Source organism: Micromonospora sp. DH13 (assembly GCF_020873825.1).
Classification (GTDB): Bacteria; Actinomycetota; Actinomycetes; order Mycobacteriales; family Micromonosporaceae; genus Micromonospora; species Micromonospora haikouensis.
In genome coordinates this window covers 130,099-153,786 of record NZ_JAHWGR010000007.1, presented here as the reverse complement: position 1 = coordinate 153,786, position 23,688 = coordinate 130,099, and the positions used below count along the sequence as shown (strand labels likewise).

The window sequence follows — 23,688 nt, the reverse complement described above, 5'->3', positions numbered from 1 at the left end:
CGGGCCTCCTAAGGGCTCGGTCGCGGACATCGGTCGTTCATTCGGTCACGCAGGCGACGATGCGCTGCGGGCCGTCGGCGGTGACGACGGTGACGACCTGTGCGGTCGTACCGTCAGGGCACCAGGGCCCCGGCGGACCGCTCGGACCGCTCGGGCCGACTGGGCCGACCGGGCCGTCCGGGCCGGCCTCGCCCTGCGGCCCCATCTCGCCCCTGGGCCCCTCCGGCCCGGACGGCCCCGGCGGGCCCACGGGACCACCCGGACCAGCCGGACCACCCGGGCCAGCCGGGCCAGCCGGGCCGGCGGATCCGGCGGGGCCGGACGGCCCCTGCGGGCCCTGCTCACCGCGCGGTCCCGGCGGGCCGGTGGGACCGGCGGCACCGTCGAGGCCGGGCACCCCCGGTGGCCCTGGCGGACCGGCCGGGCCGGGATCCCCGGGTACGCCCTTCAGGTCCTCCGGGTCGACGACGCACGTCCCGCCGAGCTGCCGGACCTGCTGGCACAGTTGCTCGGCGCCGGACACGGCGGTGGCCGCCCGCTGCTGCTGCTGGACGGTCTGCCGCCCCATCGACGCCGCCCACCAGCCGATCGTGGCGGCGATGAGGGCGGTGGCCGCGACGGCGATCACCGCGCGGCGGCGGCCGAGGCGGTTCATCCGTAGCCGTAGCTGAAGGGTTTCGTCGGTCACGCATCACCGCCTGGCTCGTGCGGACGCAGTCTCGTCAGTTCCCGCAGCAGGGAGTCGGCATGGTCCTCGGCCGCCCGCCGGGCGGACCGCGCCTCGTCCACGGCCTGCTGGAGGGTGTCGAGCCGGGCCTCGGCGGCCGAGCGGCGCACCTCCGCCTCGTCGGCACGCCGCTCGGCCCGGTCGATGGCCTCCTGGTACTCCTTGCGGTCGGCCCGGTTCGCGTTGAGGAGGTACAGGACGACCATGACGAGCAACCCGCCGGCTCCGACCGCGCCGAGGCCACCGGGCGGGACGAGAGTCGCCAGGTCCACACGACGTCAGCTCGACAGCCGGGCGGTCAACTCGTCGACGACCTTGCGGGCCATGTCCTGCGGCACCGCCGCCGCGATGGCCGCCGGGGTGAGCCCGGCGGTCGCCAGCGCCTCGGCGAGCCGCTGCGGGGACAGGCCGGCGAGCACCCCGGCGACGATGGCGGGCTCGTCCGTCCAGTCCTTGCCCTGCAGGGTGGTGACCCCGGCGACGACGCCGTCCAGGCGGGCCATCAGGTAGTCGAGCTTGGCGACGAGGCTGTTGCTGGCCGCCGCCGGACCGGCACCGTCCGGGTCGACGGCTCGGCCCATGCTGCTCCCGCCGTAGAACGTGCCTAGGTAGACCTGGTGGATTTCGTTCTCGGCCTTCTCGCTCATGTCGTCCTCCGGTGTCGGGGGGCTGATCAGCCCAATTTCGGTCAGGTAGCGGCGGAACAGCGGAGTCTGGTCCCGGCCCGCCTTGGTCGAGTCGCGGAAGAAGCTGAAGTGGGTGTGCCAGAGGTGGGAGCTGTCGCCGGTGCTGCGCTTGCCGAGCCGGTCCCACCGCTTGACCGTCTTGCCGTCGGGGGAATAGATGATCTCCCTGATGTCCCGCGTGTCGGCCGTGCCGGCGGTGCACTGCTGCACACACCAGACCGAGAACGAACGCAGGTCGTGGGTGCGGCCGCCGGACTTCACGCTGAAGCCGCCGACGTCCAGGGCTGACGCGTCGAGGGTCAGCCCCGAGCTGTCCCGGGTGGACTCCACCACGGAGTAGTCACCGGGCACGACGCGGTCGGAGCCACAGTGGTAGCCGCCCCGGTGCGAGGCGTCGCCCACGATGCCGACCTCCGCTGGTTCCAGGTCCTGCGGGCGTGAGGTCTTCGGGTCGACGTCCAGGTGGGTCAGGAGCAGGCTTCGGACGGCCATCAGGTTCGCCGGGGCCCGGGTCATGGGCGCTCCCTTCGGGTAGTTGGGAGCCGGGCCAGATGACTACCGAGTACGCATACCCTCCGTTAGGCACAAGCCCGACCAAGTGGTGCACAACGGCGGGCAGTTGACCCAAGGGTAACTAGATAATCACGCTTTCACCAGGGCAAACGCCCCAGCTTCGGATAGTGCAATCCAAGCCCTGACCTGCCCGAACACCCGGACCGGCGGGCCGGATCCGCCACTAGGCCGACATCGCCGGCGGGCGTCGCCGCCTCCAGACGTAGGCGAGGACGAGGGCGGCCAGACCCAGGAGAGCCAGAGCGGCGGCGACGGCCGCGCACACGGCGAGCCGGCGTTCGGCCGCCGCGACGTTCGCGGCGTGCTGTTGCAGCATCTCGGGCGTCGGGTCCTGATAGGGCAGTGACGTCCCGGCCACCTGCAGCAGGGGCAGGCACGGCAGCAGGCAGGAGGCGAGGAGCAGGAGAACCCCGACGGACATCGCCACGCGGCTACGGGACATCACGACAGGCTCCCACAGCCCGCCCACCCCCGGACCAGCCGGTGCGCGGGGCGCGGGGCAGCCGCCACCCACGGTGACCCCGCGCCCGCCCTCGCCCACACCTCGCGCCCCCTTTGCTCTGCACCCATATCCGCAGCACCAGCGCCGACCTGCATCTCCGCCACGGTGACGCAGTGCGCGGCGAGGGACGGCCGATCACGTTGGGTAAGCCGTTGCGTATCTGGGTGCAGAGCAAAGGGAGCGGGACGGGTGGCGCCGCCCGGTGGAGGCGAACCCGTGTCACGCCGGGCGGGAGAGCTTGCGGCGCGGCGGCCGCACCCGGCAGGGCCCGGCCCGGGCGGCGGCGCGGCGCGACCGATACCGGAAACGACGAAGCCCAGGCCATCTGACCTGGGCTTCGTCACCGAGCCGCCTGACGGAATCGAACCGTCGACCTACGCATTACGAGTGCGTCGCTCTAGCCGACTGAGCTAAGGCGGCAACGATCGTCAAGTGTACGGCACGCCCTCGCCTCCACCACAGCGGGATGCCTCCCGTAACGGAACGACGGCGGGAACAGCCACGGCGACGGGTACCCGCGCCCGGCATCCGGGCCCAGCGGCACCCGGACCCCGGCACCCAGGCCCGGCAACCGGACATCCGGCCCGTCCCTGCTCACACCCGACAGCGGATCGGCCCCACCCGGACTACGCTGCGGCTGGTGACCGACGATCGCACCCCCGTCGACGGCCCGGCCCCTCTCGATGATCCCGACGACGAGCGCGCCTTCGCCCGCACGGCCCGCCGGCCGCGCAGCATCGACCCGCCGGAGTTGGGCTTCACCCCGCGCAGGCCCGTGCCGTGGCTCGCGCCGCTCCTGCTGATCAGCACCGGCCTGCGTACGCTGCTGGCGATGCTGTTCGGGGCGTACCTGGACAAGCGGGAGCTGCAGAACTCGCTGGAGGCCCGCATCGAGCGCCAGGTCGGGCCGGACGGCGGGCTGTGGCTGGACTACGTGGCCGACCTCGGCGACGGCTTCGACGCCACCTACTCGGTCGCGTACCTGCTCGCCCAGCCGGAGCTGACCGTCGACGGGCACCGGCTGCCCCGCGCGCAGACCCTGGTGATGGGGGGCGACCAGGTCTACCCGTCGGCCTCCTACGAGGCGTACGAGGACCGCTGCAAGGGGCCGTACCAGGCCGCGCTGCCGGTCACGCCGCCCGAGCGGCCCACGCTGTTCGCGGTCCCCGGCAACCACGACTGGTACGACGGGCTGACCGCCTTCCTGCGGCTGTTCGTCCGCTCCCGGGACCGGCACTTCGGCGGCTGGGGCACCGGCCAGTCCCGCTCGTACTTCGCCGTCGAGCTGCCCGCCGACTGGTGGCTGCTGGGCCTCGACGACCAGTCCGGCTCGTACCTGGACGACCCGCAGCTCACCTACTTCGACACGGTCGCGAAGCGGCTGGGGCCGGGCAGCCGGGTGATCCTGGCCGTGCCGGCGCCGACGTGGGTCAAGGCCGTCGACCACCCGACGGCGTACGACTCGATCGACTACTTCATCCGCACCATCGTCGCGCCGACCGGGGCGCGGGTGCGGCTGCTGGTCTCCGGCGACCTGCACCACTACGCCCGGTACGCCGGCCCGGACCGGCAGCTCGTCACCTGCGGCAGCGGCGGGGCCTACCTGTACCCGACCCACCACCTGCCGGAGCGGATCGAGGTGCCCCCGCGCGACACCCTGTCCCGGCGGGCCAGCCGCAGCCTCCCGTACGACCTCGCGGCCACCTTCCCCGACCGGGCCCGCTCCCGCCGGTACGGCTGGGGCGTCTTCGCCCGGCTGCCGAGACGCAACCCGGGCTTCGGCACCCTGCTGGGCACCGTGCACACCCTGCTCATGCTGGCCATGGCCGGGGTGGCGGCGGGCCGGGCCGGCGGCACCGAGCAGCGGCTGCTGAGCGTCCCCCTGGTGGCGATGCTGCTGGTGACGATGCTCGGTGCGGTCTTCTTCGCGAAGCCGCCGAGCGCGGGCGGCAAGCGGCACGTGCGGCACTGGATCCTCGGCGTCACGCACGGGCTAGCGCAGGTGGCGCTCGCCGCCGCCGGCACCTGGGCCTGGCTGTCGGTGCCCCTGCACGACTGGCCGTGGCCGCTGCCCGTGGCCGCCGCGGCGGTGGTGTACGGCCCGCTGATCGGCTTCCTCGCCACCGAACTGGTGGCGGCGTACCTGCTGGTGGCGGCGGCGTTCGGGGTCAACGTCAACGAGCTGTTCGCCGGTCAGGGCATCGACGACGCGAAGGCGTTCCTGCGGATGCGCATCGACCCGGACGGCACGCTCACCGTCTACCCGGTCGCCGTGGACCGGGTCGCCCGCGACTGGCGGCCGAACCCCGACGGGTCCCCGACCGCGTCCTGGCTGACCCCGAAGGAGCCGCTGACCCCGCGCCTGGCCGAGCCGCCGATCGTGCTGGAGCCCTGAGCCGGCTCAGGCGTTGTAGCGCTGGTCGTGGGCCTGGCGGGAGCCGCAGACGGCGGCGCGGGAGCACATGGAACGCGAGCCGTCGGCGTCCAGCCGGACGGTGACCGCGTCGCGGGGGACGCTGTGCCCGACGACCCGGCCGTCGCCCTCGGGGGTCGACACCCGGCTGCCGACGGGCGGGGCCGACTCCTGGAACTTCTGGTAGAGCGGGTGCTCGTACTTCAGGCAGCACATCAGCCGGCCGCAGGCCCCGGAGATGCGCAGCGGGTTGAGCGGCAGGTCCTGGTCCTTCGCCATCCGGATCGTCACCGGCTCGAAGTCGGTGAGGAAGGTGGCGCAGCACAGGTCGCGCCCGCAGGAGCCGATGCCGCCCTGCACCCGCGCGGAGTCGCGGGCGGAGAGCTGGCGCAGCTCGACCCGGCAGTGCAGGGTGGCCCCCAGGTCGCGCACGAGGGACCGGAAGTCGACCCGGTGCGGGGCGGTGAAGTAGACGGTGGTGCGGTCACCGCCGCCGTCGGCGGTGGCGAGCACGTGGTCGACGGCGACCACCTTCATCGGCAGGCCGTGCTCGCGGATCAGCCGCTTCGCGGCCACCTTCGCCTCGGCCTTGCGCCGCCGCAGCAGCTCGTCGCGGCGCAGGTCGTCGTCGGTGGCGAGGCCGGCGAGCCGGGGAAAGCCGTCGGTGTCCTCACCGACCCACTGCGCGGCCCAGACGCACTCCGCCACCTCGGGGCCGTCGTCGGTGGGGACCAGCACCCGGTCGCCCACCTGCGGGCGGAACTCGCCCGGGTCGAGGTAGTAGAGGCGCCCGTACCGGTTGAAGCTGACCGCGCAGAGCATGCCCATGCCTTCACCCTACGACGCGGTGCGGCCCGATACCCACCCCCGCGTCACCGCCCGGTCACCGGACCCGCAGCGGGGAGCCGTGGTAGGGCCCGCCGACCGTCGACCCGCGCCAGGTGGTCTCCGCGAGGCTCGGCGACCACTGGCGCAGCAGCGTCTCCGCCCCGTCGTAGGCCACGCCGAGCACGGCCAGCACCCGGTGGGCGATGTCGGCCGCCGCGAGCAGCCCCGCCCCGCCCGGCCCGGCCCCGCCTGTGGTGGCGGTGGCGGTGGCGGCGCGCACCCGGACCGCCTCGGCGGAGCCGAGCACGTCGGCGAGCGCGCGGGCCAGCGCGAGGCGGCTACCCTCCACCCAGTCGGCGAGGGCGTCGGCGTAGCCGGCCGTGGCCTCCAGCCGGCCCACCAGGCTCTCGGGGCCCTCGTCGAGGTGGCGCAGCAGAACCGCGCGCGCCTGGTCGTACGCCGAGGCCGCCGGCCCGGACCAGGCGGCGGGGTCGGTGAGGGTGCGGCTGACCTCGTCGTACGCCCGGACGAGCCCGCGCACCGCGTGGCCGGCGCCGGCCAGCGGGGCCGGGTGCAGGTCGAGGAAGCCCCGCACGGCGTCGCCGGGAAGCACCTGCATGCGGCGCAGCAGCGGCCAGAGCCGGTGCCCCTCGGGTGCCCCGCCGGCGAGCAGCGTGTCGACGCGGTCGAGCAGGTCGAGCCCCGGCTCGGCGAGGCGGTCGAGGGCGTCCATCAGAACTCCCGGCCCAGCCGGCGGCGGACGGCGTCGTCGACCCCCGAGTAGCGGTCGGCGGCGGTGCGCACCGCGGACGCGGCGGCGGCGAGGCGGGACGCGGCGACGGTCGCCTCCCGGGCCCGGTCGCCGGTGGCGTCGGTCCACCGCCGGTGCAGGGCCCGGCCGATCTCGCCGGGTCGCCCGGGGACGTGCGCGCCGAACGCCGGGTGCGGCGGGTCGGTGGCGGTCACGGCGCGGGCCAGCGCCTCCAGGGTGGCGCCGGCCTCGTCCAGCCGGGCGGCGAGGGCGCGCAGCTCGTCCACGTCAGGCCCCCGCGAGGGGCCGGTAGGCGGCGAACGTCTCGTTGTGCAGCTTCTCCCGGGCCCACTGGGCCGCGTCGGCGGCGGCGGCCACGGCGGCGCGCACGGAGGCGGCCACGTCGCGGTGGTGGCGCTGGTGCAGCGGGCCGAGGAAGCGCACGTCGGTGATCCGGCCGTCGGCGGTGACCGCGACCTCGACCAGGCCGTCCGGGGAACGCACGGTGACCTCCACGGTCGCCACCGCCTGGTCGAACTCGGCCTGCAACGCCTCGATGCGGCGGTAGCGCCGCACCGCCTCCTCGATCCAGGCCTCGTCGATCTCCCCCCGAGGCATCGCGGACTCCTCCCGGCAGTGCACTCACTGAGTGTGCCGCCACGGTCACCACGGCATCACCGGACCGTACCGCACACCAATCGGGCCTGTCGATGCCCTGTGGACGGAGCAGGGGTGGGCGGTTCAGCCCTTCCAGAGGGCCAGCATCATCGCCTCCACGGCGATGCGCGGCTTGACGTTGGACTCGATGGCGGACCGGCACTCCAGCACGGCCTCCAGCCGGCGCAGCGCCCCCTCGGCGTGCCACTTCTGCCCGCCCGCCTCGGTCAGCGCGGCGGTGTCGGTGTGCACGGGGGCGACGGGCGCGCGCAGCGCCGCGACGAGGGCGTCGCGGTAGAAGCCGGCGAGGTCGACCAGGGCCCGGTCCAGGGCGTCGCGCTGGGCGCGGGTGGCCCGCGACTTCTGCCGCTTCTCCAGGTCCTTGAGCTGGCCGGCGGCGCCGCGCATCGCGCCGGCCGCGCCCCGGCCCGTGCCGCCCGCGCCGAGCGCCGTCTGCAACGCGGCCTTCTCCGCCTCGTCGAGTTCGGCGACGGACGCGGCGGCCTCCGCCTCGGCGGCCTCGATCAGCGCGGACGCCGCGTCGAAGGCGGCGCCCACCCCGGTGAGTCGGCGGGGCACGGCGAGCACGGCGTCGCGCCGGCTGCGGGCCTGCGGGTCGCCGGTGAGCCGCCGGGCCCGGCCCACGTGCCCCTGCGCGGCCGCCGCCGCCCACCGCGCCACATCCGGCGCGATCCCGTCCCGGCGGACCAGCACCTCGGCCACCGCCTCGGGCGCGGGCTGCCGCAGCGGTACGACCCGGCAGCGCGACCGGATGGTCACCGACACGTCGTCGGGGTGGGTGGACGGGGCGCAGAGCAGGAACACCGTGCGCGGTGGTGGCTCCTCGACGGCCTTGAGCAGCGCGTTGCCGGCCGCCTCGGTGAGCCGGTCGGCGTCGGAGATGATCACCACCTGCCAGCGCCCGCCGGACGGGGTGCTGGCCGCCCGCAGCACCAGGGCACGCATCTCGCCGACGCCGATGCTGAGCCCCTCGGGTGCGACGAGCCGCACGTCGGCGTGGGTGCCGGCCATCGTGGTGTGGCAGCCGGGGCAGGTGCCGCACCCGGTGCCGTACGCGCACTGGAGGGCGGCGGCGAAGGCGCGGGCGGCCAGCGAGCGGCCCGAGCCGGGCGGCCCGGTGAAGATCCACGCGTGGGTCATCCCGGCCCCGGGGTCGGCGGCGGGCTCACCGCCGGGGGTGGCCTGCCGGAGCTGGGCGGCGGCCGCCGCGGCGGCCCGGCGCAGCGTGGCGACCGCGTCGTCCTGCCCGACGAGGTCGGCGAAGACGCCCGGCGGGCTGGCGGGGGCTCCCGACGGGGCGGCGGTTTCCGGCGCGGCGGCTGCGGAGACGTCCGGCATCAGGTGCGGTGCTCCATCGTCACCAGCTCCGAGTCGGATAACTCGGGCTGCACCGAGGTGTCGGGCCCCTGGGCGGGCCGGGGGTGCACGATCCCGGCCGGGTCGACCAGGAACTCCTCCACCCGGCGGGCGACCAGCGCGGCGGTCTCCTCGACCGGGCGGGAGGCGTCCAGCACCAGGTAGCGCTTCGGGTCGTTCGCGGCGAGGTCGAGGAAGGCGTACCGGACCCGCTCGTGGAAGGCGACGGACTCGGCCTCCAGCCGGTCGGGGCCCTCGTTGCGGGCAGCGACCCGGGACAGGCCGGTGTGCGGCTCCACGTCGAGCAGCACCACCAGGTCGGGCTTGAGCCCGCCGGTGGCCCAGGAGGAGAGCCAGGAGACCTCGTCGACGGGGAGCGTCCGCCCGGCCCCCTGGTAGGCCAGGGACGAGTCGACGTACCGGTCGCTGATCACCACCGCGCCCCGGACGAGCGCCGGCCGGACGACGGTGGCGACGTGGTGCGCCCGGTCGGCGGCGTAGAGCAGGGCCTCCGCGCGCGGGGACGGGCCCTCGGCGGTCGCGTCGAGCAGCAGGGCGCGGATCCGCGCGCCGACCTCGGTCGCGCCCGGCTCCCGGGTGACCACCACCTCGCGCCCCTGCCCGCGCAGCCGCTCGGCGAGCGCGGCGAGCTGGGTGGACTTGCCGGCCCCCTCGCCGCCCTCGAAGACCACGAAGAGCCCGCTGGAGACGAAGTGCTCGGCCGGCATCAGGGGGCGGCCCCGGATCGACCCCCACAGGTCGGCGAGGACCGGCACGCCCTTCTTGTCGTCCATCTGGCCGAAGGCGCTGATGCCGGCGAAGATGCCGGCGGCACCGGCGGCGAGCAGCAGCAGCCGGGTGGAGGAGACGGAGATGCCGAGGTCGGCGATGGTCAGCTTGCGGGAGCCGCCGACGCCGACGAGGAGGCTGCTCAGCGCGATGGCGAGGATCAGCACCAGCCGGGTGCCGATCTGCACCACCGCGAAGACCCGGCCGCGCACCTCGTCGGCGACCTCGCCGCCGAGCAGCGTGGTGCCGGCGAGGAAGGCCATCCCCGCGCCCGCCCCGACCAGGATCGCGCCGAGCATCGCCATGGACAGGTGCACGGCGAACGCGAGCACCAGCACTGACGCGCTGGCCAGCACGATGCTCATGCCGAACCAGCGCCGCCGGGACATGTCCCGGACGATCATCGGGCCGAGCCCGATGCCCAGGGCGAGGCCGATGAACATCGCGCCGAAGAGCAGGTAGAAGGCGGCGTCACCGGCACCGAGCGAGGCGGCGAAGAACTTGGCCGTGCCGATCACGATGCCGCCGCCGGCGAACGCGCCGAAGATGCCGAGCACCAGGCCACGGACGAGCGGGGTCTGGCCGATGTATTTCCAGCCCTCGGTGAACTGGCGCATGACGCCCTGTTCGGTGCGCGCGGCCTCGCCGGCCTGCGCCTGGCTGATCTCCTTGATCCCGAAGGCGACGACCAGGGCGGTGGCGAGCCGGGAGAACGCGTTGAACCAGAGCGCGAGCTGCGCCGGCTCGGCCCAGGACGGCATCTCGCCGCCGGTGGCCGCCCGGACGCTGCGGTCGAGCAGGGCGAGGCCGAGCGCGGCGGCGATCGGGGTCAGCCCGTACGTGGTGATCAGGGTGAGCTGGTTGGCCGCCTCCAGCCGGGCGCGCGGGATGAGGTTGGGGACCGCGGCCTCCTTGGCCGGGATCCAGAGCAGGGTGATCGTCTCGATCAGGAAGGTGGCGACCGCCGCCCAGCCGACCACCAGCCCGCCGCTGGCCCCGGTGAGCGCGAACAGCGGGATGGAGGCGAACAGCAGGAAGCGCAGCACGTCACAGATGACCATGGTCCAGCGCCGGTCGAACCGGTCGGCGAGCACGCCGGCCACCGGGCCGAGGATCAGCGCGGGCAGCAGCCGGATCGCGATCAGGGTGCCGAACGCGGCGCCCTGGGCGGTGCTGCCGGAGACCTGGGCGGCGGCGAAGACCGAGGTGGCGAGCAGGCCGAGCCAGTCGCCGAAGGACGCGGCGCCGAGCACGATCCAGAGCCGGCGGAACGGTCGGATGCGCAGCACGGAACGGATCGCGGCGGCCCCGGACCGGTCGGCCGGCTGCGTCCCCGCCGGCTGCGTGCCCGCCTGGGTGCCGGTGCGGCCGGTGTCCTCGGCGCCGGGCGGGCCGGCCGACGGCGACTCGCCGGGCGACTCGCCGCTGTTCTGGCTTTCGATGGCCGTACCTCCACGTGCCGGCCCAACGTTGGGCATCCCGGTGCAACACTCTAGTCCCGGCCGGGGGACTTCCCGCCCGTGACAGTGCCTGCTCGCCGAGCCTAGGCCGCAGACGCCACCCGCCGCCGCCCGTGTCCCCGGGCCGCCGGGAGGAAGACGGTCCGGCAGACGCGAGGCTCTTTCACAATTGACCGATCGACAGTTAGCGTGCACACGTGACCAGCGAAGGCGACAAACTGCGCGTACGCCTGGAACGGGCGACCGCCCACCTCGACCCGCCGTACGCGGTGGTCGACCTGGCGGCGTTCGACGCCAACGCGGCGGCGCTGCCCACCCGGGCCGGCGGCAAGCCGATCCGGGTCGCCAGCAAGTCCGTCCGGTCCCGCGAGCTGCTCCGCCGCGTGCTGGGCCGCCCCGGCTGGCGGGGGGTGATGGCGTTCACCCTGCCCGAGGCGAGCTGGCTCGTCCGCGCCGGCGTGACCGACGACGCGCTGGTGGCGTACCCGACGGCCGACCGGGGGGCGCTCGCCGAGCTGGCCGCCGACGAGGGGCTGGCCGGGGCGGTCACGCTGATGGTCGACGGGACCGACCAGCTCGACCTCGTGGACGCGGTGTGCCCGCCGGGCCGCCGGCCCGCGCTGCGCGTCTGCATCGACCTCGACGCGTCCTGGCGGCCCCTGGGCAGGCGGGTGCACGTCGGGGTGCGCCGCTCACCGGTGCACAGCGCCCGGGCGGCCGGCGCGCTCGCCGCCGCGATCGCCGCCCGGCCGGGCTTCCGGCTGGTCGGGCTCATGTCGTACGAGGCGCAGATCGCCGGGCTGGGCGACGCCCCGCCGGGGCGGGCGGCCCTCGCCGCCGCGATCCGGGCCGCCCAGCGCGGGTCGTACCGCGAGTTGCTGGCCCGCCGGGGCGCGGCGGTGTCGGCGGTACGCGAGCACGCCGACCTGGAGTTCGTCAACGGCGGCGGCACCGGCAGCGTGGCGGCGACCAGCGCCGATCCCGCGGTCACCGAGGTCACCGCGGGATCGGGCCTGTACGGGCCGACGCTGTTCGACGCGTACCGGGCCTGGCGGCCCACCCCGGCGGCGTTCTTCGCCTGCGCGGTGGTCCGCCGGCCGACGCCGGAGCTGGCGACCGTGCTCGGCGGCGGCTGGATCGCCTCCGGCCCGCCCGCCGCCAGCCGGCTGCCCACCCCCTGGCTGCCGACCGGGCTCAAGCTCCTCGGCGCCGAGGGCGCCGGCGAGGTGCAGACCCCGCTGACCGGCCCGGCGGCGGCCGGCCTGCGCGTCGGCGACCGGGTGTGGTTCCGGCACGCCAAGGCCGGCGAGCTGTGCGAGCGCGTCAACGAGCTGCACCTGGTCGACGGCGACCGGGTGGTCGGGACCGTCCCCACCTACCGGGGGGAGGGCCACGCCTTCCTCTAGCCTCGCCGCCGCCGGTTCAGGAGGCGGGGGCGGGGGCCGGGGTGGTGCCGGCGGCGGCGGCCGACGCCTCCACGTGCCGGTGCAGGTATTCGCGGATGAGCGCCTTCGCCTCGGCGAGCACCCGCTCGTCGCCCTCGGCGTTGCGCCGGAACGCCAGCTTGATCAGGGCGTCGGCGGCCTCGACGGCGATCTCCAGGCAGAACCGCAGGCGCGGCTCGTCGACCATCCCGAACCGCTCGGTGAGCACCCGGGCGAGCTGGTCGGCGATCACGCCGTTGTTGTCCCGCTGCTCGTCCAGCAGGTGCAGGTCGACCACGTCGCCGAAGTGCAGGGTACGGAACCCGGGGACGGTGCGGTGCATCGTGATGTATTCGTCGATCCCCGCGTCGACGCCGTCCCACCAGTGCGTGAGGTCGTCCGAGGCGAACCGCTCGTCGAGCCGCTGGAGGTAGGATTCCATCGTGCGCAGGGTCAGCGCCTGCACGATCGCCCGCTTGTCCGGGAAGAACTGGTAGACCGACCCGATCGCCACCTCGGCGCGCTCGGCGAGCAGGGTCGTGGTCAGTCCCTCGTACCCCACCTCGTCGACGAGTTCGGCGCAGGCGTCCAGCATCCGCTGGACCCGCGCGACGCTTCGACCCTGGACCGGCACCCGGCGCAACGGCCCGGTCGTGGCGGCTGGTGTGGACACTCGGCGCCACCCCCCTTCGACGGATGAACATATCTGCACGTCACGAGTACGTGACTACCGGTACAACGAGCGGACCTGGATTGCGGTATTTACCAGGCACAACGTTCCTGATATGAAGACATCTCACGTTCACGTCGAGGAGCGCGCATGGGCAGCACGACCCCGCCGAGCCCCCACTGGAGCAACTGGGCCGGCAACCAGCGCAGCACCGCCACCACCATCCTCCGCCCCCGTACGATCGCCGACCTCACCGCCGCCGTCCAGGCCGCCGCCGACGCCGGCGAGCGGATCCGGCCCGTCGGCAGCGGCCACTCCTTCACGGCCGTGGCGTGCGCCGACGGCCACCGGATGGAGCTGACCGACCTCGACACCGAAATCCGGGTCGACCGCGACCGACGCCTGGTCACCGTACCGGCAGGGATGCCGTTGCACCGACTCAACGCCCTGCTCGCCGGGCACGGGCTGGCGCTGCCCAACCTCGGCGACATCGACGCGCAGACCGTCGCCGGGGCGATCTCCACCGGCACCCACGGCACCGGCGCCGCGTACGGCTGCCTGTCGACCTTCGTCGAGGCGCTCACCCTGGTCACCGGCACCGGGGATGTGCTGCGCTGCTCCGCCGACGAGCACCCGGACGTCTTCGCCGCCGCCCGCGTCTCCCTCGGCGCCCTCGGCGTGCTGACCGAGGTGACCCTGCGCGTCGTGGACGCCTTCGTGCTGCGCGCCCACGAGCGCCCCGCCGCCCTCGACGACGTCCTCGCCGACCTGCCGTCGCTGGTCGCCGCGCACGACCACGCCGAGTTCTTCTGGTTCCCCTACACCGACCGGGTGCAGCTCAAGACCAACGACCGGGTGCCCGCCGACGACCGGCCGCTGCCCCGCTGGCGGGCCTGGCTCGACGACGACTTCCTCTCCAACACCGTCTTCGCCGGCCTCTGCCGGCTCGGCCGCGCCGCGCCGGGCCTGGTGCCCGCGATCAACGCGGCCTCCGCCCGGGCGCTCAGCGAACGCACCTACACCGGCCGCTCCGACGCGGTCTTCTGCACCCCGCGCCGGGTCCGCTTCATGGAGATGGAGTACGGCCTGCCGCGCGCCGCCCTCCCCGAGGCCCTGGCCGAGGTGCGCCGCATCGTCGACAGGCTCCCGTTCAAGGTGCAGTTCCCGGTCGAGGTGCGCTTCACCGCCGCCGACGACATCTGGCTCTCCCACGGGTACGGGCGCGACTCCGCGTACATCGCCGTGCACCAGTACGTCGGCGCGCCGTACGAGCCCTACTTCCGGGCCGTCGAGGAGGTCGCCGCCGGGCTGGGCGGTCGCCCCCACTGGGGCAAGCTGCACTGGCGCGACGCGGAGTCGCTCGCCCCGGCGTACCCGAAGTTCGCCGACTTCCAGTCCCTCCGCCACCGCCTGGACCCGCAGAAAGTCTTCGCAAACCCCCACCTGACCACCCTCCTGGGCCCCTGACGCGCCCCGCGCGAACGGGCCTCGCGAATCTTGGAAGGAAATGGCCCCTGGAGGGGCCGGAATCGTCCAAGATCTCCTCGACGGCGTCAGCCGGGCCAGCCGGCGGCACGCAGGGCGGCGCGTAGCTGGTCCACCACTTCCTCGGGGCGGTCGCGGACGGCCCAGGACGGAAAGCGGAGCACTCGGTCGCCGTCGATCCAGAGCGCGTTTTGCCGGCGCATGTCGGCCCACGCCGCACGGGGGTCGAGGTGCTGACCGCCGTCGATCTCGACGTGCACCCCCCACTCGTCGAAGTAGGCGTCGAGGTAGCGACGCCGACCCGTGGCGTCGTACCGGACCTTCTGCCGGGTCGGCTCGGGCAGCCCCGCACCCCGGACGAGGCCCAGGAAGCCCAGCTCGGCGAGGGAGTGCGCGCCGCCGGCCGCATCTGCGGCGGTGCCCAGGAGCAGCCTCCGCCGGCGGGCCCGGGGCAGCCGGTCAAGCACCCGTCGCAGGTCGTCGCCACCGACCAGGCGCTGCTGGAAGCCGGCGGCGATCACCGCCCTGGCCTCGTCGTCGCTGCTGGCCCACTGCGCGGCGTCGACGATCGACCGGGCCGGCATCGTGCGGCGGGGCTGCCCGACGGCGAGCACGTCCTCGTCCGGTAGGCAGGTCGTCCGATGCGCCAGGACGCCCGGCGGCAGCGGTCCTCGCCGGCAGGCGGCTGGCAGCAGCAGGTGGACGGGGCGACCGGGAAAACCACGCAGGCCGCCCGCCTGCGCGGCGGTCAGCCCACCGAGCACCGCCGTCGGGCCGGCGGCGAGCACGCCGATCCACCGGAGCTGATCGGCACTCACCGGACCGTTGTGGGTCACGAACACCGCCCGGTGCACCTGCCGCCACCGCCGGCTGTCGACCCGGTGCCGGATCGCCTTGCGGGACAGGTGCCGCAGCGCCTGGCCGAGGCTGATCACCTCTTCCTGATGGAAGAGCAGCCAGGTCAACTCGTCGGCGTCGTCGCCCGGCAGCGCCCGCCGCCACCCCGCCCAGCCCTGCCCGCCACGAAAGCCCACGACAGAACCCTGCCGCACGGCCCGCCACCCCCGCAGCCCCTGTGGACAACGGCGAGATCTTGGAAGAATGTGGCCCCTCCGGGGGCCTGAATCTTCCAAGATCTCAGGTGGTGGCCTTCTTGGGGGGTGTCGCCTTCTTGGTCGCCGTGGACTTCGCAGCCGTCGTGGACTTCGCAGCCGCCGTCGTCTTCGTGGCGGCGGTGGTCTTCTTCGCGGCCGTCGTCTTCTTCGCCGTCGTCTTCTTCGCGGCCGGGGCCTTCTTCGCCGCCGCCTTCTTCTTCGGGGCCGGGCCCTTCGCGCGCTTCTCGGCGAGCATCTCGGAGGCTTCCTCGACGGTCAGCGCCTCCGGGGTCTGCCCCCGCCGCAGGGACGCGTTGAACTCGCCGTCCGTCACGTACGGGCCGAACCGGCCGTCCTTGATCACCAGCGGCTTCTCGGTGAGCGGGTCGTTGCCCATCTCCCGCAGCGGCGGCGCGGCGGCCCGACGCTGGCGGGTCTTCGGGGCGGCCAGCAGGGCCAGCGCCTCGTCCAGCGTGACGGTGAACATCTTGTCTTCCGAGTCCAGCGAGCGGAACTCGTCGCCCTGCTTGACGTACGGGCCGTAGCGGCCGTTGTTGGCGAAGACCTCCACGCCGTCGGGGGCCACCCCGACCAGCCGGGGCAGGCTGAGCAGCTTCAGCGCCTCGTCGAGGGTGAGCGAGTCCGGCGACTGCGTGCGCAGCAGCGACGACTTGCGCTCGCCGCTGGCCACGTACGGGCCGAACCGGCCGGACTTGAGCAGGATCGGCTCGCCGGTCGACGGGTCGTCGCCGAGCTTGCGCTCGCCGCCCCCGCCGAGGAACAGCTCGTGCACCTTCTCCGGGGTCAGCTCGTCGGGGGCCAGCCCCTCGGGGATCGGCGCCCGGTCGCCCTGGGCACCGCCCTCCTCGCCCTCCCCGTGGACCGCCGGCTCCTCGCCGGGCACGCCCCGCTGGAGGTACGGCCCGTAGCGCCCCACCCGGACGACGACCTCGCGGCCCTCGTCGTCGGTGTGCAGGGGGATCGAGTTGACGCTGCGCGCGTCGATCTCGCTGAGGTTCTCCGTCACCAGCTTCTTCAGCCCGCCGGCGTGGGCGATGGTCTGGTCGCCGGCCCCGTTGGCGCTGCCGAAGTAGAACGCGGTGAGGAAGTCGACGGCGGCGTGGTCGCCACCGGCGATCTCGTCCAGCTCGTTCTCCATGCTGGCGGTGAAGTTGTAGTCGACCAGGCGGGGGTAGTGCCGCTCCAGCAGGCCGATCACCGCGAACGCCAGGAACGACGGGATGAGCGCCTGGCCGCGCTTGCTGACGTACCCCCGGTCCTGGATCGTCTGCATGATCGACGCGTAGGTGGAGGGGCGGCCGATGCCCAGCTCCTCGAGGGCCTTGACCAGCGACGCCTCCGTGTAGCGCGACGGCGGCTGGGTGTGGTGGCCCTGGGCGGCCAGCGCGTCGGCGGTCAGCGGCTGGTCCTTGACCAGGTTGGGCAGCCGGCGCTCGGCGTCCTCGGCCTCGGCGTTCTCGTCGTCGGACGACTCGACGTACGCGCGCAGGAAGCCCGGGTCGGTGATCGTCTTGCCGGTCGCGCCGAAGTCGGCCTCCTCGCTGGCGGAGGAGACGGCCCGGATCCGCACCGAGACGCTGGAGCCGACCGCGTCGGTCATCTGGGAGGCGATGGTGCGCCGCCAGATCAGCTCGTAGAGCTTGAACTCCTCGCCGGACAGCTCCCGGGCCACCTCGCCCGGGGTGCGGAAGTTGTCGCCCGCCGGGCGGATCGCCTCGTGCGCCTCCTGCGCGTTCTTCACCTTGCCGGTGTAGCGGCGCGGCTCCGGCGGCACGCTGCGCTCGCCGTACAGCTCGACGATCTGCCGGCGGGCCGCCGCGATGGCGGTCTCCGACAGGTTCACCGAGTCGGTACGCATGTAGGTGATGTAGCCGTTCTCGTAGAGCCGCTGCGCGGTGCGCATCGTCTGCTGCGACGAGAACCGCAGCTTGCGGGCCGCCTCCTGCTGGAGGGTGGAGGTGATGAACGGCGCGTACGGGCGGCGGCGGTAGGGCTTCTCCTCGACCCGGGTGACCGTGAACGGCCGCCCCTGCAGGCGGGCCGCCAGGCCGCGCGCCCCGCCCTCGTCGAGGTGCACGACGCCCGCGCCCGGCCGCACCCGGCCGGTGGTCGGCTCGAAGTCCTTGCCGGTGGCGATCCGGTCGCCGTTCAGCGCGACGAGGGTGGCGTTGAAGGTGCGCGGCCCCTCGCCCGGCTTCGCCACGGCGAGGGTGGCCAGGATGTCCCAGTATTCGGCGGTGCGGAAGGCCATCCGCTGCCGCTCCCGCTCGACCACGATCCGGGTCGCCACGGACTGCACCCGGCCCGCCGAGAGCTTCGGCATGACCTTCTTCCACAGCACCGGGGAGACCTCGTAGCCGTAGAGCCGGTCGAGGATGCGCCGGGCCTCCTGGGCGTCGACCAGGTCCCGGTCGATCTCGCGGGGGTTGGCCACCGCCGCCTGGATCGCCGGCTTGGTGATCTCGTGGAAGACCATCCGCTTGACCGGCACCTTGGGCTTCAGCGTCTCCACCAGGTGCCAGGCGATCGCCTCGCCCTCGCGGTCCTCGTCGGTGGCCAGGAAGATCTCGTCGACCTCCTTGGCCAGCTTGACCAGCTTGCTGATCTGCTGGCGGCGGTCGGGCGAGACCACGTAGAGGGCGTGGAAGCCGTTGTCGACGTCCACCCCGAGCCGGGCCCACGGCTCGCCCTTGTACTTGGCGGGCACGTCGGCGGCGTTGCGCGGCAGGTCGCGGACGTGACCGAAGCTGGCCTCCACGACGTACCCCGGGCCGAGATAGCCCGAGATCGTCTTGGCCTTCGCCGGTGACTCGACGATGACCAGACGGGTGGTCCTGGCGTTGCTCGGCACGTCTCCTACGACCTCACTCCTGCTCGTGGCCGGCCGATCCGGGGCGCGGACCACCCGCGGTCCGCCGGAACCGCCGGCGGTCCGGATGTCCAACGTAACGCGCCGTCCGCGTTCCGGGTTTCGCGGGCGGCAAACCGCCCACGCCGCTTCCCCGGGCACCGGCGACGGTCTTGCCGGACGGCGCCACCGTACACCGTGGGTAGGCCCTCGGGCGGGCCACTGTGACGACGCCGCCTCTCGGTGGAGGTCCGACCAGCCGCTCCGCCGCCGCCGTCGGACGGCCGGAGTGTCCTTGATCGGACACCCGGAGGAGGCCGACCGGCGACGCCCCGCCCGGCATAGGACGTGCCGCGGCACCCGGCTCAGGGCGCGGCGGGCCAGTCGGCGGCGGCGGGCGGGCGGTCGCCGATGAGGTCGGCGAGGCGGGCCAGCCGGCGGCGGCCCGTGATCCGGTACGCCGGCCCGCCCGCCTGCGCGTCGAGCAGCACCGCCGGCAGGCCGACGGCGGCCAGGGCCGCGCCGACCGGTTCCCGGCAGTGCTCGTCCGCCGCGCCGAGGCGGAGCAGGAACCCGGGCGGGTCGGCCGCCCCGGCGGCGGCGACCCAGAGCCGCAGCCGGCGGCCGTTGAGGTGGAACCCGGCGGGCGGCCGTTTCACCTCACCCGCTGTCGGCGGGCCGCGCAGCCAGGCCAGCGCGAGCGGCGCGAGGGTGCTCGCGTACGAGGTGCGCACGAGGTGCCGCCCGTCGGCGGTCGCCTCCCAGGTCGCGGCGACGCCGCGCCGGGACAGCTCGGCGACGAGCACGTGCACCCGCCAGGCGGCGTCCAGCACGATCGACAGCCGGGCGGTGCCGCCCATCCGGGACACCTCACCGGGACCGGCGAGCAGCCCGGCCAGGTCGGCGACGGACGGGTCCGCCGCCTCGGCGCCGAACAGGGAGAGCTGCCGCACCGGGTCGGGTGGTCGGTCGGGGGACGTCAGCGGCACTCCGGGACCTCGTCGAAGGCCTGCCTGAGTTCTTCGGAGTCGAGCCGGCTGGTGTCCAGCGCGCTGGCGTCGTACTCCTTGTTGAGGGTCTCCACGGCCGTGCGCACCCCGTCGTAGAAGGCGGTGGCCTCGCCGGTGCCGAGCCCGTCGATGGTGTCCCGGGCCCGGCCGTACGCGTCGCGCACCTTGCCCAGGGACGCCTGGAAGCGGGCCGAGACCTCCTCGCCGTTCTCGGTCTCGGGGACGCCGGCCTGGTCGATCTTGCGGCGGGCGGTCTCGCTGGCGTCCTCCGCGCCGGCAAAGAGCCGCACCAGGTTCTCCTTCGCCTGCGCCGGGGTGGTCTGCGCGGTCATCTGCTGCTGGGTGCTGCTGGTCAGCTTGTTGATCTCGGCCCGCCACGGGGTGAGCGCCTCGCAGACCGACGCCGCCCACGCCCGGGGGCTGGGGCCGCCGCCGCACGCGGCCAGCGCCAGGACCAGCGTGGCGAGGACCGCCGTCAGCTTTCCGGCGGTCGCCGCCCGGCACGTGCGCATGCGTTGCAGCGTACGGCCTCAGCGCCGTTGTGCCACGGGTCGGTTTGCCGCCCCGGGCCCGCCACGGGGTGTGCGGGTTCCCGGCCGGCGGTGGTGGACCGGCCGGGAACCCGCTGTGTCACCGCTCAGGCGTTGACCGTCTCCGGCCGCTGGTCGGCGCTGCCGGCGCCGGTGCCGCTGTCGTCGGAGTCGCCCATCGCGATGCCCTTGCGCTTGCTGAACACCACCGCCGCCACGACGATCAGCGTGGCCACCACCGCGATGCCGACGCGGAGGCCGACGTTGCGGTCGTCGCCGACGCTCCACGCCACGACGGCCGGCGCGATCAGCAGCGAGACCAGGTTCATCACCTTGATCAGCGGGTTGATCGCCGGGCCGGCGGTGTCCTTGAACGGGTCGCCGACGGTGTCGCCGATGACCGTGGCGGCGTGCGAGTCGGAGCCCTTGCCGCCGAACGCGCCGTCCTCGACGAGCTTCTTGGCGTTGTCCCACGCGCCGCCGGAGTTGGACAGGAAGACCGCCATCAGGGTGCCGGCGCCGATCGCCCCGGCCAGGTACGCCGCCAGCGCGCCCGGCCCGAGGCCGAAGCCGACGGCGATCGGGGCGAGGATGGCGAGCAGGCCGGGGGTCATCAGCTCGCGCTGCGCGTCCCGGGTGCAGATGTCGACGACCTTGCCGTACTCGGGGCGCTGGGTGCGGTCCATGATCCCGGGCAGCTCGCGGAACTGCCGGCGCACCTCCATCACCACCGCGCCCGCCGAGCGGGACACCGCGTTGATGGCCAGCCCGGAGAAGAGGAACACCACGGCCGCGCCGATGATCAGGCCGACGAGGTTGCGCGGGTTCGCCACGTTCAGCGAGTTGAGGATCTCCGCGCCGACGTCGCCGACGCCCGCGTCCGAGTACGCCGTGCGCAGCGTGTCGGTGTACGAGCCGAACAGCGCCGTCGCCGCGAGGACGGCGGTGGCGATCGCGATGCCCTTGGTGATCGCCTTGGTGGTGTTGCCGACCGCGTCCAGCTCGGTGAGGATCCGGGCGCCGTTCTCGTCGATGTCGCCGGACATCTCGGCCACGCCCTGCGCGTTGTCGGAGATCGGGCCGAAGGTGTCCATCGCGACGATCACGCCGACGGTGGTGAGCAGGCCGGTGCCGGCCAGCGCCACCGCGAACAGCGACAGCGTGATGGAGCCGCCGCCCAGCAGGAACGCGCCGAAGACGCCCGCGCCGATCAGCAGCGCCGAGTAGACGGCCGACTCCAGGCCGACGCTGATGCCGGCGAGGATGACGGTCGCCGGGCCGGTCTGCGAGCTCTTGCCGATGTCCTGCACCGGGCGGCGGTTGGTCTCGGTGAAGTAGCCGGTGAGCGCCTGGATCGCGGCGGCCAGCACGATGCCGATGATCACGGCGGCGATGGTCACGCCGCGCGGGCCCAGCGGCGGGTCGCCGCCGTCGACGCCGAGGCTGGCCCGCCACTCCGGCCCGAGCAGGTCGGCCCAGGTCGGCTTGAGGTAGACGAAGGAGGCGATCGCCACCAGCACCGCGGAGAACAGGGCGGAGAGGTAGAACGCCCGGTTGATCGCGGTGAGACCGTTGCGGTCGGAGGCGCGCAGCCGGGTGATGAAGACGCCGACGATCGCCACCAGCACGCCGATCGTGGAGATGATCAGCGGGAGGACGAGACCGTCGTTGCCGAACGCGGCGCGGCCGAGGATCAGCGCGGCAACGAGGGTGACGGCGTACGACTCGAAGAGGTCGGCGGCCATGCCGGCGCAGTCGCCGACGTTGTCGCCCACGTTGTCGGCGATGGTGGCGGCGTTGCGCGGGTCGTCCTCGGGGATGCCCTGCTCGACCTTGCCGACCAGGTCGGCGCCGACGTCGGCGGCCTTGGTGAAGATGCCGCCGCCGACCCGCATGAACATGGCGAGCAGGGCCGCGCCGAAGCCGAAGCCCTCCAGCACGGTCGGCGCGTCGCCCTTGAACAGCAGGACGACCAGCGCCGCGCCGAACAGGCCGAGACCGACGGTGAGGAAGCCGACCACGCCGCCGGTGCGGAAGGCGATCTTCATGGCGCCCTCCCGGCCGCCGGTCGCCTCCCGGGCCGCGGCGGCGACCCGCAGGTTCGCGCGGGTGGCCAGCCACATGCCGGCGCCGCCGATGAACGCGCTGAACAGGGCGCCCACCACGAAGAAGGCGGACCGGCCGATCTTCACCGCCATCTCGCTGCCGTCGGTGTCGTGCACCGGCAGCAGGAAGAGCAGCACCACGGCGATCACCACGAAGATCGCGAGGGTCCTGAACTGCCGGAGCAGGTAGGCCGAGGCCCCCTCCTGCACCGCTCCGGAGATCTCCTGCATGTTGGTGGTGCCCTTACCGGCTGCCAGCACGGCCTTGGTCAAGGCGGCGGCGAAGACGAGTGCCACCAGCGCGATGACCGCGGCGATGACGACGTACGTCAGGTTGGCTCCGGTAAGGGACAGTGCGCCGCCGTCGGCGGCCATGGTCCCGGACATCTGTGTCCTCCTGTACCGAACACTCGCGCCGGCCGGTGGAGACGCACGGACCGACGCCTGGATGCGGACTCGCAAGCGCGCCAACCCACTCCAGCGGACCAGCGATGAACACCCATACCCGCTGGCTGCGGGAAGGATCACTTGCTGACAACCCGCGTACTGTAGCCCTCTGTAGTGCCAGAGGTCACATTGAGGGGCACCGTGTTCGGATGATCTTCGTCGCTGTGTTACGAGAAGAATTCTGATATAAGCCCCGACCACGACGAACGGGCCGCCCTCCCGGTCGGGAGTGCGGCCCTGAGCAGCCAATCAATGGGTTGAGCGCCGAGTCAGTCGGGACGACTGACCATGCGATCAGCGGGGGTTGATCCGGGAGTCAGCGACCCACCGGCCACACCATGCGGACCTCCGTGCCGACGCCCTCCTCGACGGGGCGCACCTGAAGATCCTCGACGAAACCGGCCAGCAGCGCGAAGCCCACGCCGGTGGTCAGGTCGTCCTCGTTGAGCGACTCGTTGGCGAGCTGGTCGGCGTCCAGCGCGGCCAGGCCGATGCTCGCCTCGATCGGCGCCCGGTCCACCACCCGCACCGCGTACGCACCGCTGTCGGACATCTCCACGAGCACCGGATCCGGCACGTTGTACTGCCGGTGCAGCGCCACCGCCCGGGTGCACGCCTCACCGATGGCCAGCCGCACCTCGTCGAGCAGGTCCTCGCGGACGCCGGCGCGGCGAGCCACCGCGACACCGACCAGCCGGGCGGTGCGCACGTGCACCGGGGCCGGCGAGAAGGAGAGCCGGACCGTCGCCATCAGGCGCCGGAGCCGGTCGGATCGGCCCCGATCGCCGCGTCGACGGTCGGGTACAGCGGGAAGACCTGATCCAGGGCGGTGATCCGGAAGATCTTGAGCAGGGGTTCCTTGCCACAGACCAGCGCGAAGCTGCCGCCGGCCGCGCGCAGCCGCTTCAGCGCGCCCACCAGCACGCCCAGCCCCGTGGAGTCCAGGAAGTCGACCCGGCCCAGGTCCACCACGACGTGCCGGTCCCCGCCGTCGATCAGCTCCAGCAGCCGTTCCCGCAGCCGAGGGGCCGTGTAGACGTCGACCTCACCGCCGACCTCGAGCACCGTGTGCTCCCCCACGGCACGGGTCGCCAGCGACAGCTCCATCGGTCCTCCTCGCAAGAGTCGTAAACTCTCCTGGGCATCTAACCATCCCCGCCGGGGCCGTCCGCGAGGTCACCGGCGAAGGGCTCCCCCATACCCACACCCCCGCCGGTCAACTCCGAACACTTGTGCGAGAGTGCAGACATGCCCCCCGCAGCCACCGTAGCCGCAGGCCACGGCCCCGACC

Annotated in this window: 21 protein-coding genes and 1 tRNA gene; 3 read left to right on the top strand and 19 right to left on the bottom strand. The window is 73.9% G+C overall.

All coding sequences use genetic code 11. The features are described 5' to 3' along the window. Positions 1–37: 37 nt before the first annotated feature. The 5 genes from LPA42_RS09590 to LPA42_RS09570 form a co-directional block, all read right to left on the bottom strand. Positions 38–688 carry a hypothetical protein gene (locus LPA42_RS09590; RefSeq protein ID WP_228986492.1) on the bottom strand — a complete coding sequence of 217 codons (651 nt, stop codon included), beginning with the start codon at positions 686–688 and terminating at the stop codon, positions 38–40. Beyond that, positions 685–999, bottom strand: a complete 315-nt coding sequence (locus tag LPA42_RS09585; RefSeq protein ID WP_043961506.1) for a hypothetical protein — start codon at positions 997–999, stop codon at positions 685–687. Before LPA42_RS09585 ends, LPA42_RS09590 begins: the two co-directional genes overlap by 4 nt. 6 nt (positions 1,000–1,005) lie before the next feature. Then, the gene (locus LPA42_RS09580; RefSeq protein WP_077935727.1) at positions 1,006–1,929 is read right to left on the bottom strand and encodes a hypothetical protein; all 924 of its coding nucleotides are present in this window, start codon (positions 1,927–1,929) and stop codon (positions 1,006–1,008) included. Between the two features lie 220 nt (positions 1,930–2,149). Next, positions 2,150–2,428, bottom strand: a complete 279-nt coding sequence (locus LPA42_RS09575) for a hypothetical protein (protein ID WP_144082520.1) — start codon at positions 2,426–2,428, stop codon at positions 2,150–2,152. Between the two features lie 406 nt (positions 2,429–2,834). Next, positions 2,835–2,908 (bottom strand) — tRNA-Thr (locus LPA42_RS09570). Between the two features lie 157 nt (positions 2,909–3,065). On the opposite strand from LPA42_RS09570, the gene LPA42_RS09565 reads away from it, so the two are divergent. After that, positions 3,066–4,883 (top strand): metallophosphoesterase, encoded by a 1,818-nt coding sequence (locus LPA42_RS09565; RefSeq protein WP_228986502.1) that lies wholly within the window; start codon positions 3,066–3,068, stop codon positions 4,881–4,883. Positions 4,884–4,889: 6 nt separating this feature from the next. Here LPA42_RS09565 and LPA42_RS09560 read toward each other — a convergent pair whose 3' ends face one another. The 6 genes from LPA42_RS09560 to tmk all read right to left on the bottom strand — a co-directional run bounded on the left by LPA42_RS09560 (position 4,890) and on the right by tmk (position 10,781). Beyond that, positions 4,890–5,729 (bottom strand): regulatory iron-sulfur-containing complex subunit RicT, encoded by an 840-nt coding sequence (locus tag LPA42_RS09560; RefSeq protein WP_077935724.1) that lies wholly within the window; start codon positions 5,727–5,729, stop codon positions 4,890–4,892. Between the two features lie 55 nt (positions 5,730–5,784). Then, on the bottom strand, positions 5,785–6,462 hold the full coding sequence (locus LPA42_RS09555) for a hypothetical protein (RefSeq protein WP_043961501.1): 678 nt from the start codon (positions 6,460–6,462) through the stop codon (positions 5,785–5,787). Further along, on the bottom strand, positions 6,462–6,767 hold the full coding sequence (locus LPA42_RS09550; RefSeq protein ID WP_043961500.1) for a hypothetical protein: 306 nt from the start codon (positions 6,765–6,767) through the stop codon (positions 6,462–6,464). The genes LPA42_RS09555 and LPA42_RS09550 overlap by 1 nt, the downstream gene beginning before the upstream one ends. 1 nt (position 6,768) lies before the next feature. Continuing rightward, positions 6,769–7,098: a YbaB/EbfC family nucleoid-associated protein gene (locus tag LPA42_RS09545; protein ID WP_043961499.1), complete on the bottom strand. Its 330-nt coding sequence runs from the start codon at positions 7,096–7,098 to the stop codon at positions 6,769–6,771. Between the two features lie 123 nt (positions 7,099–7,221). Beyond that, positions 7,222–8,496: a DNA polymerase III subunit delta' gene (locus LPA42_RS09540; RefSeq protein ID WP_077935723.1), complete on the bottom strand. Its 1,275-nt coding sequence runs from the start codon at positions 8,494–8,496 to the stop codon at positions 7,222–7,224. Continuing rightward, positions 8,496–10,781 (bottom strand): dTMP kinase, encoded by a 2,286-nt coding sequence (gene tmk, locus LPA42_RS09535; RefSeq protein WP_255378716.1) that lies wholly within the window; start codon positions 10,779–10,781, stop codon positions 8,496–8,498. Before tmk ends, LPA42_RS09540 begins: the two co-directional genes overlap by 1 nt. Positions 10,782–10,960: 179 nt before the next feature. Between tmk and LPA42_RS09530 the strand changes: the two genes are divergently transcribed. Then, positions 10,961–12,169 (top strand): amino acid deaminase/aldolase, encoded by a 1,209-nt coding sequence (locus tag LPA42_RS09530; protein WP_077935722.1) that lies wholly within the window; start codon positions 10,961–10,963, stop codon positions 12,167–12,169. Positions 12,170–12,185: 16 nt separating this feature from the next. On the opposite strand, the gene LPA42_RS09525 is transcribed toward LPA42_RS09530, so the two are convergent. After that, the gene (locus LPA42_RS09525; protein WP_091279391.1) at positions 12,186–12,782 is read right to left on the bottom strand and encodes a TetR/AcrR family transcriptional regulator; all 597 of its coding nucleotides are present in this window, start codon (positions 12,780–12,782) and stop codon (positions 12,186–12,188) included. Positions 12,783–13,007: 225 nt separating this feature from the next. On the opposite strand from LPA42_RS09525, the gene LPA42_RS09520 reads away from it, so the two are divergent. Beyond that, entirely contained in the window at positions 13,008–14,324 is a 1,317-nt protein-coding gene (locus LPA42_RS09520; RefSeq protein WP_077935711.1) for a D-arabinono-1,4-lactone oxidase, read from the top strand. Between the two features lie 86 nt (positions 14,325–14,410). On the opposite strand, the gene LPA42_RS09515 is transcribed toward LPA42_RS09520, so the two are convergent. The 7 genes from LPA42_RS09515 to LPA42_RS09485 all read right to left on the bottom strand — a co-directional run bounded on the left by LPA42_RS09515 (position 14,411) and on the right by LPA42_RS09485 (position 23,504). Continuing rightward, positions 14,411–15,376, bottom strand: a complete 966-nt coding sequence (locus LPA42_RS09515; protein ID WP_228986491.1) for an endonuclease domain-containing protein — start codon at positions 15,374–15,376, stop codon at positions 14,411–14,413. 103 nt (positions 15,377–15,479) lie between these two features. Beyond that, positions 15,480–18,308, bottom strand: coding sequence for a type I DNA topoisomerase (gene topA, locus LPA42_RS09510; protein ID WP_077935710.1), 2,829 nt, complete (start codon positions 18,306–18,308; stop codon positions 15,480–15,482). Positions 18,309–18,670: 362 nt separating this feature from the next. Further along, on the bottom strand, positions 18,671–19,294 hold the full coding sequence (locus tag LPA42_RS09505) for a hypothetical protein (protein ID WP_077935709.1): 624 nt from the start codon (positions 19,292–19,294) through the stop codon (positions 18,671–18,673). Next, positions 19,285–19,827: a hypothetical protein gene (locus LPA42_RS09500; protein WP_077935708.1), complete on the bottom strand. Its 543-nt coding sequence runs from the start codon at positions 19,825–19,827 to the stop codon at positions 19,285–19,287. Before LPA42_RS09500 ends, LPA42_RS09505 begins: the two co-directional genes overlap by 10 nt. 125 nt (positions 19,828–19,952) lie before the next feature. After that, entirely contained in the window at positions 19,953–22,337 is a 2,385-nt protein-coding gene (locus LPA42_RS09495; protein ID WP_077935707.1) for a sodium-translocating pyrophosphatase, read from the bottom strand. A gap of 376 nt (positions 22,338–22,713) precedes the next feature. After that, complete coding sequence (locus LPA42_RS09490; protein WP_043961491.1) at positions 22,714–23,148, bottom strand: ATP-binding protein; 435 nt, start codon at positions 23,146–23,148, stop codon at positions 22,714–22,716. Continuing rightward, on the bottom strand, positions 23,148–23,504 hold the full coding sequence (locus LPA42_RS09485) for an STAS domain-containing protein (protein ID WP_043961490.1): 357 nt from the start codon (positions 23,502–23,504) through the stop codon (positions 23,148–23,150). Before LPA42_RS09485 ends, LPA42_RS09490 begins: the two co-directional genes overlap by 1 nt. Positions 23,505–23,688 lie beyond the last annotated feature (184 nt).

Excerpts from the sequence above, each read along its gene's own strand:
- LPA42_RS09580 (WP_077935727.1), bottom strand. The coding sequence starts at position 1,929 with ATGACCCGGGCCCCGGCGAACCTGATGGCCGTCCGAAGCCTGCTCCTG.
- LPA42_RS09575 (WP_144082520.1), bottom strand. The coding sequence starts at position 2,428 with ATGTCCCGTAGCCGCGTGGCGATGTCCGTCGGGGTTCTCCTGCTCCTC.
- LPA42_RS09560 (WP_077935724.1), bottom strand. The coding sequence starts at position 5,729 with ATGGGCATGCTCTGCGCGGTCAGCTTCAACCGGTACGGGCGCCTCTAC.
- LPA42_RS09555 (WP_043961501.1), bottom strand. The coding sequence starts at position 6,462 with ATGGACGCCCTCGACCGCCTCGCCGAGCCGGGGCTCGACCTGCTCGAC.
- LPA42_RS09545 (WP_043961499.1), bottom strand. The coding sequence starts at position 7,098 with ATGCCTCGGGGGGAGATCGACGAGGCCTGGATCGAGGAGGCGGTGCGG.
- LPA42_RS09540 (WP_077935723.1), bottom strand. The coding sequence starts at position 8,496 with ATGCCGGACGTCTCCGCAGCCGCCGCGCCGGAAACCGCCGCCCCGTCG.
- tmk (WP_255378716.1), bottom strand. The coding sequence starts at position 10,781 with ATGCCCAACGTTGGGCCGGCACGTGGAGGTACGGCCATCGAAAGCCAG.
- LPA42_RS09525 (WP_091279391.1), bottom strand. The coding sequence starts at position 12,782 with ATGCTGGACGCCTGCGCCGAACTCGTCGACGAGGTGGGGTACGAGGGA.
- LPA42_RS09520 (WP_077935711.1), top strand. The coding sequence starts at position 13,008 with ATGGGCAGCACGACCCCGCCGAGCCCCCACTGGAGCAACTGGGCCGGC.
- LPA42_RS09500 (WP_077935708.1), bottom strand. The coding sequence starts at position 19,827 with ATGCGCACGTGCCGGGCGGCGACCGCCGGAAAGCTGACGGCGGTCCTC.
- LPA42_RS09495 (WP_077935707.1), bottom strand. The coding sequence starts at position 22,337 with ATGTCCGGGACCATGGCCGCCGACGGCGGCGCACTGTCCCTTACCGGA.
- LPA42_RS09490 (WP_043961491.1), bottom strand. The coding sequence starts at position 23,148 with ATGGCGACGGTCCGGCTCTCCTTCTCGCCGGCCCCGGTGCACGTGCGC.
- LPA42_RS09485 (WP_043961490.1), bottom strand. The coding sequence starts at position 23,504 with ATGGAGCTGTCGCTGGCGACCCGTGCCGTGGGGGAGCACACGGTGCTC.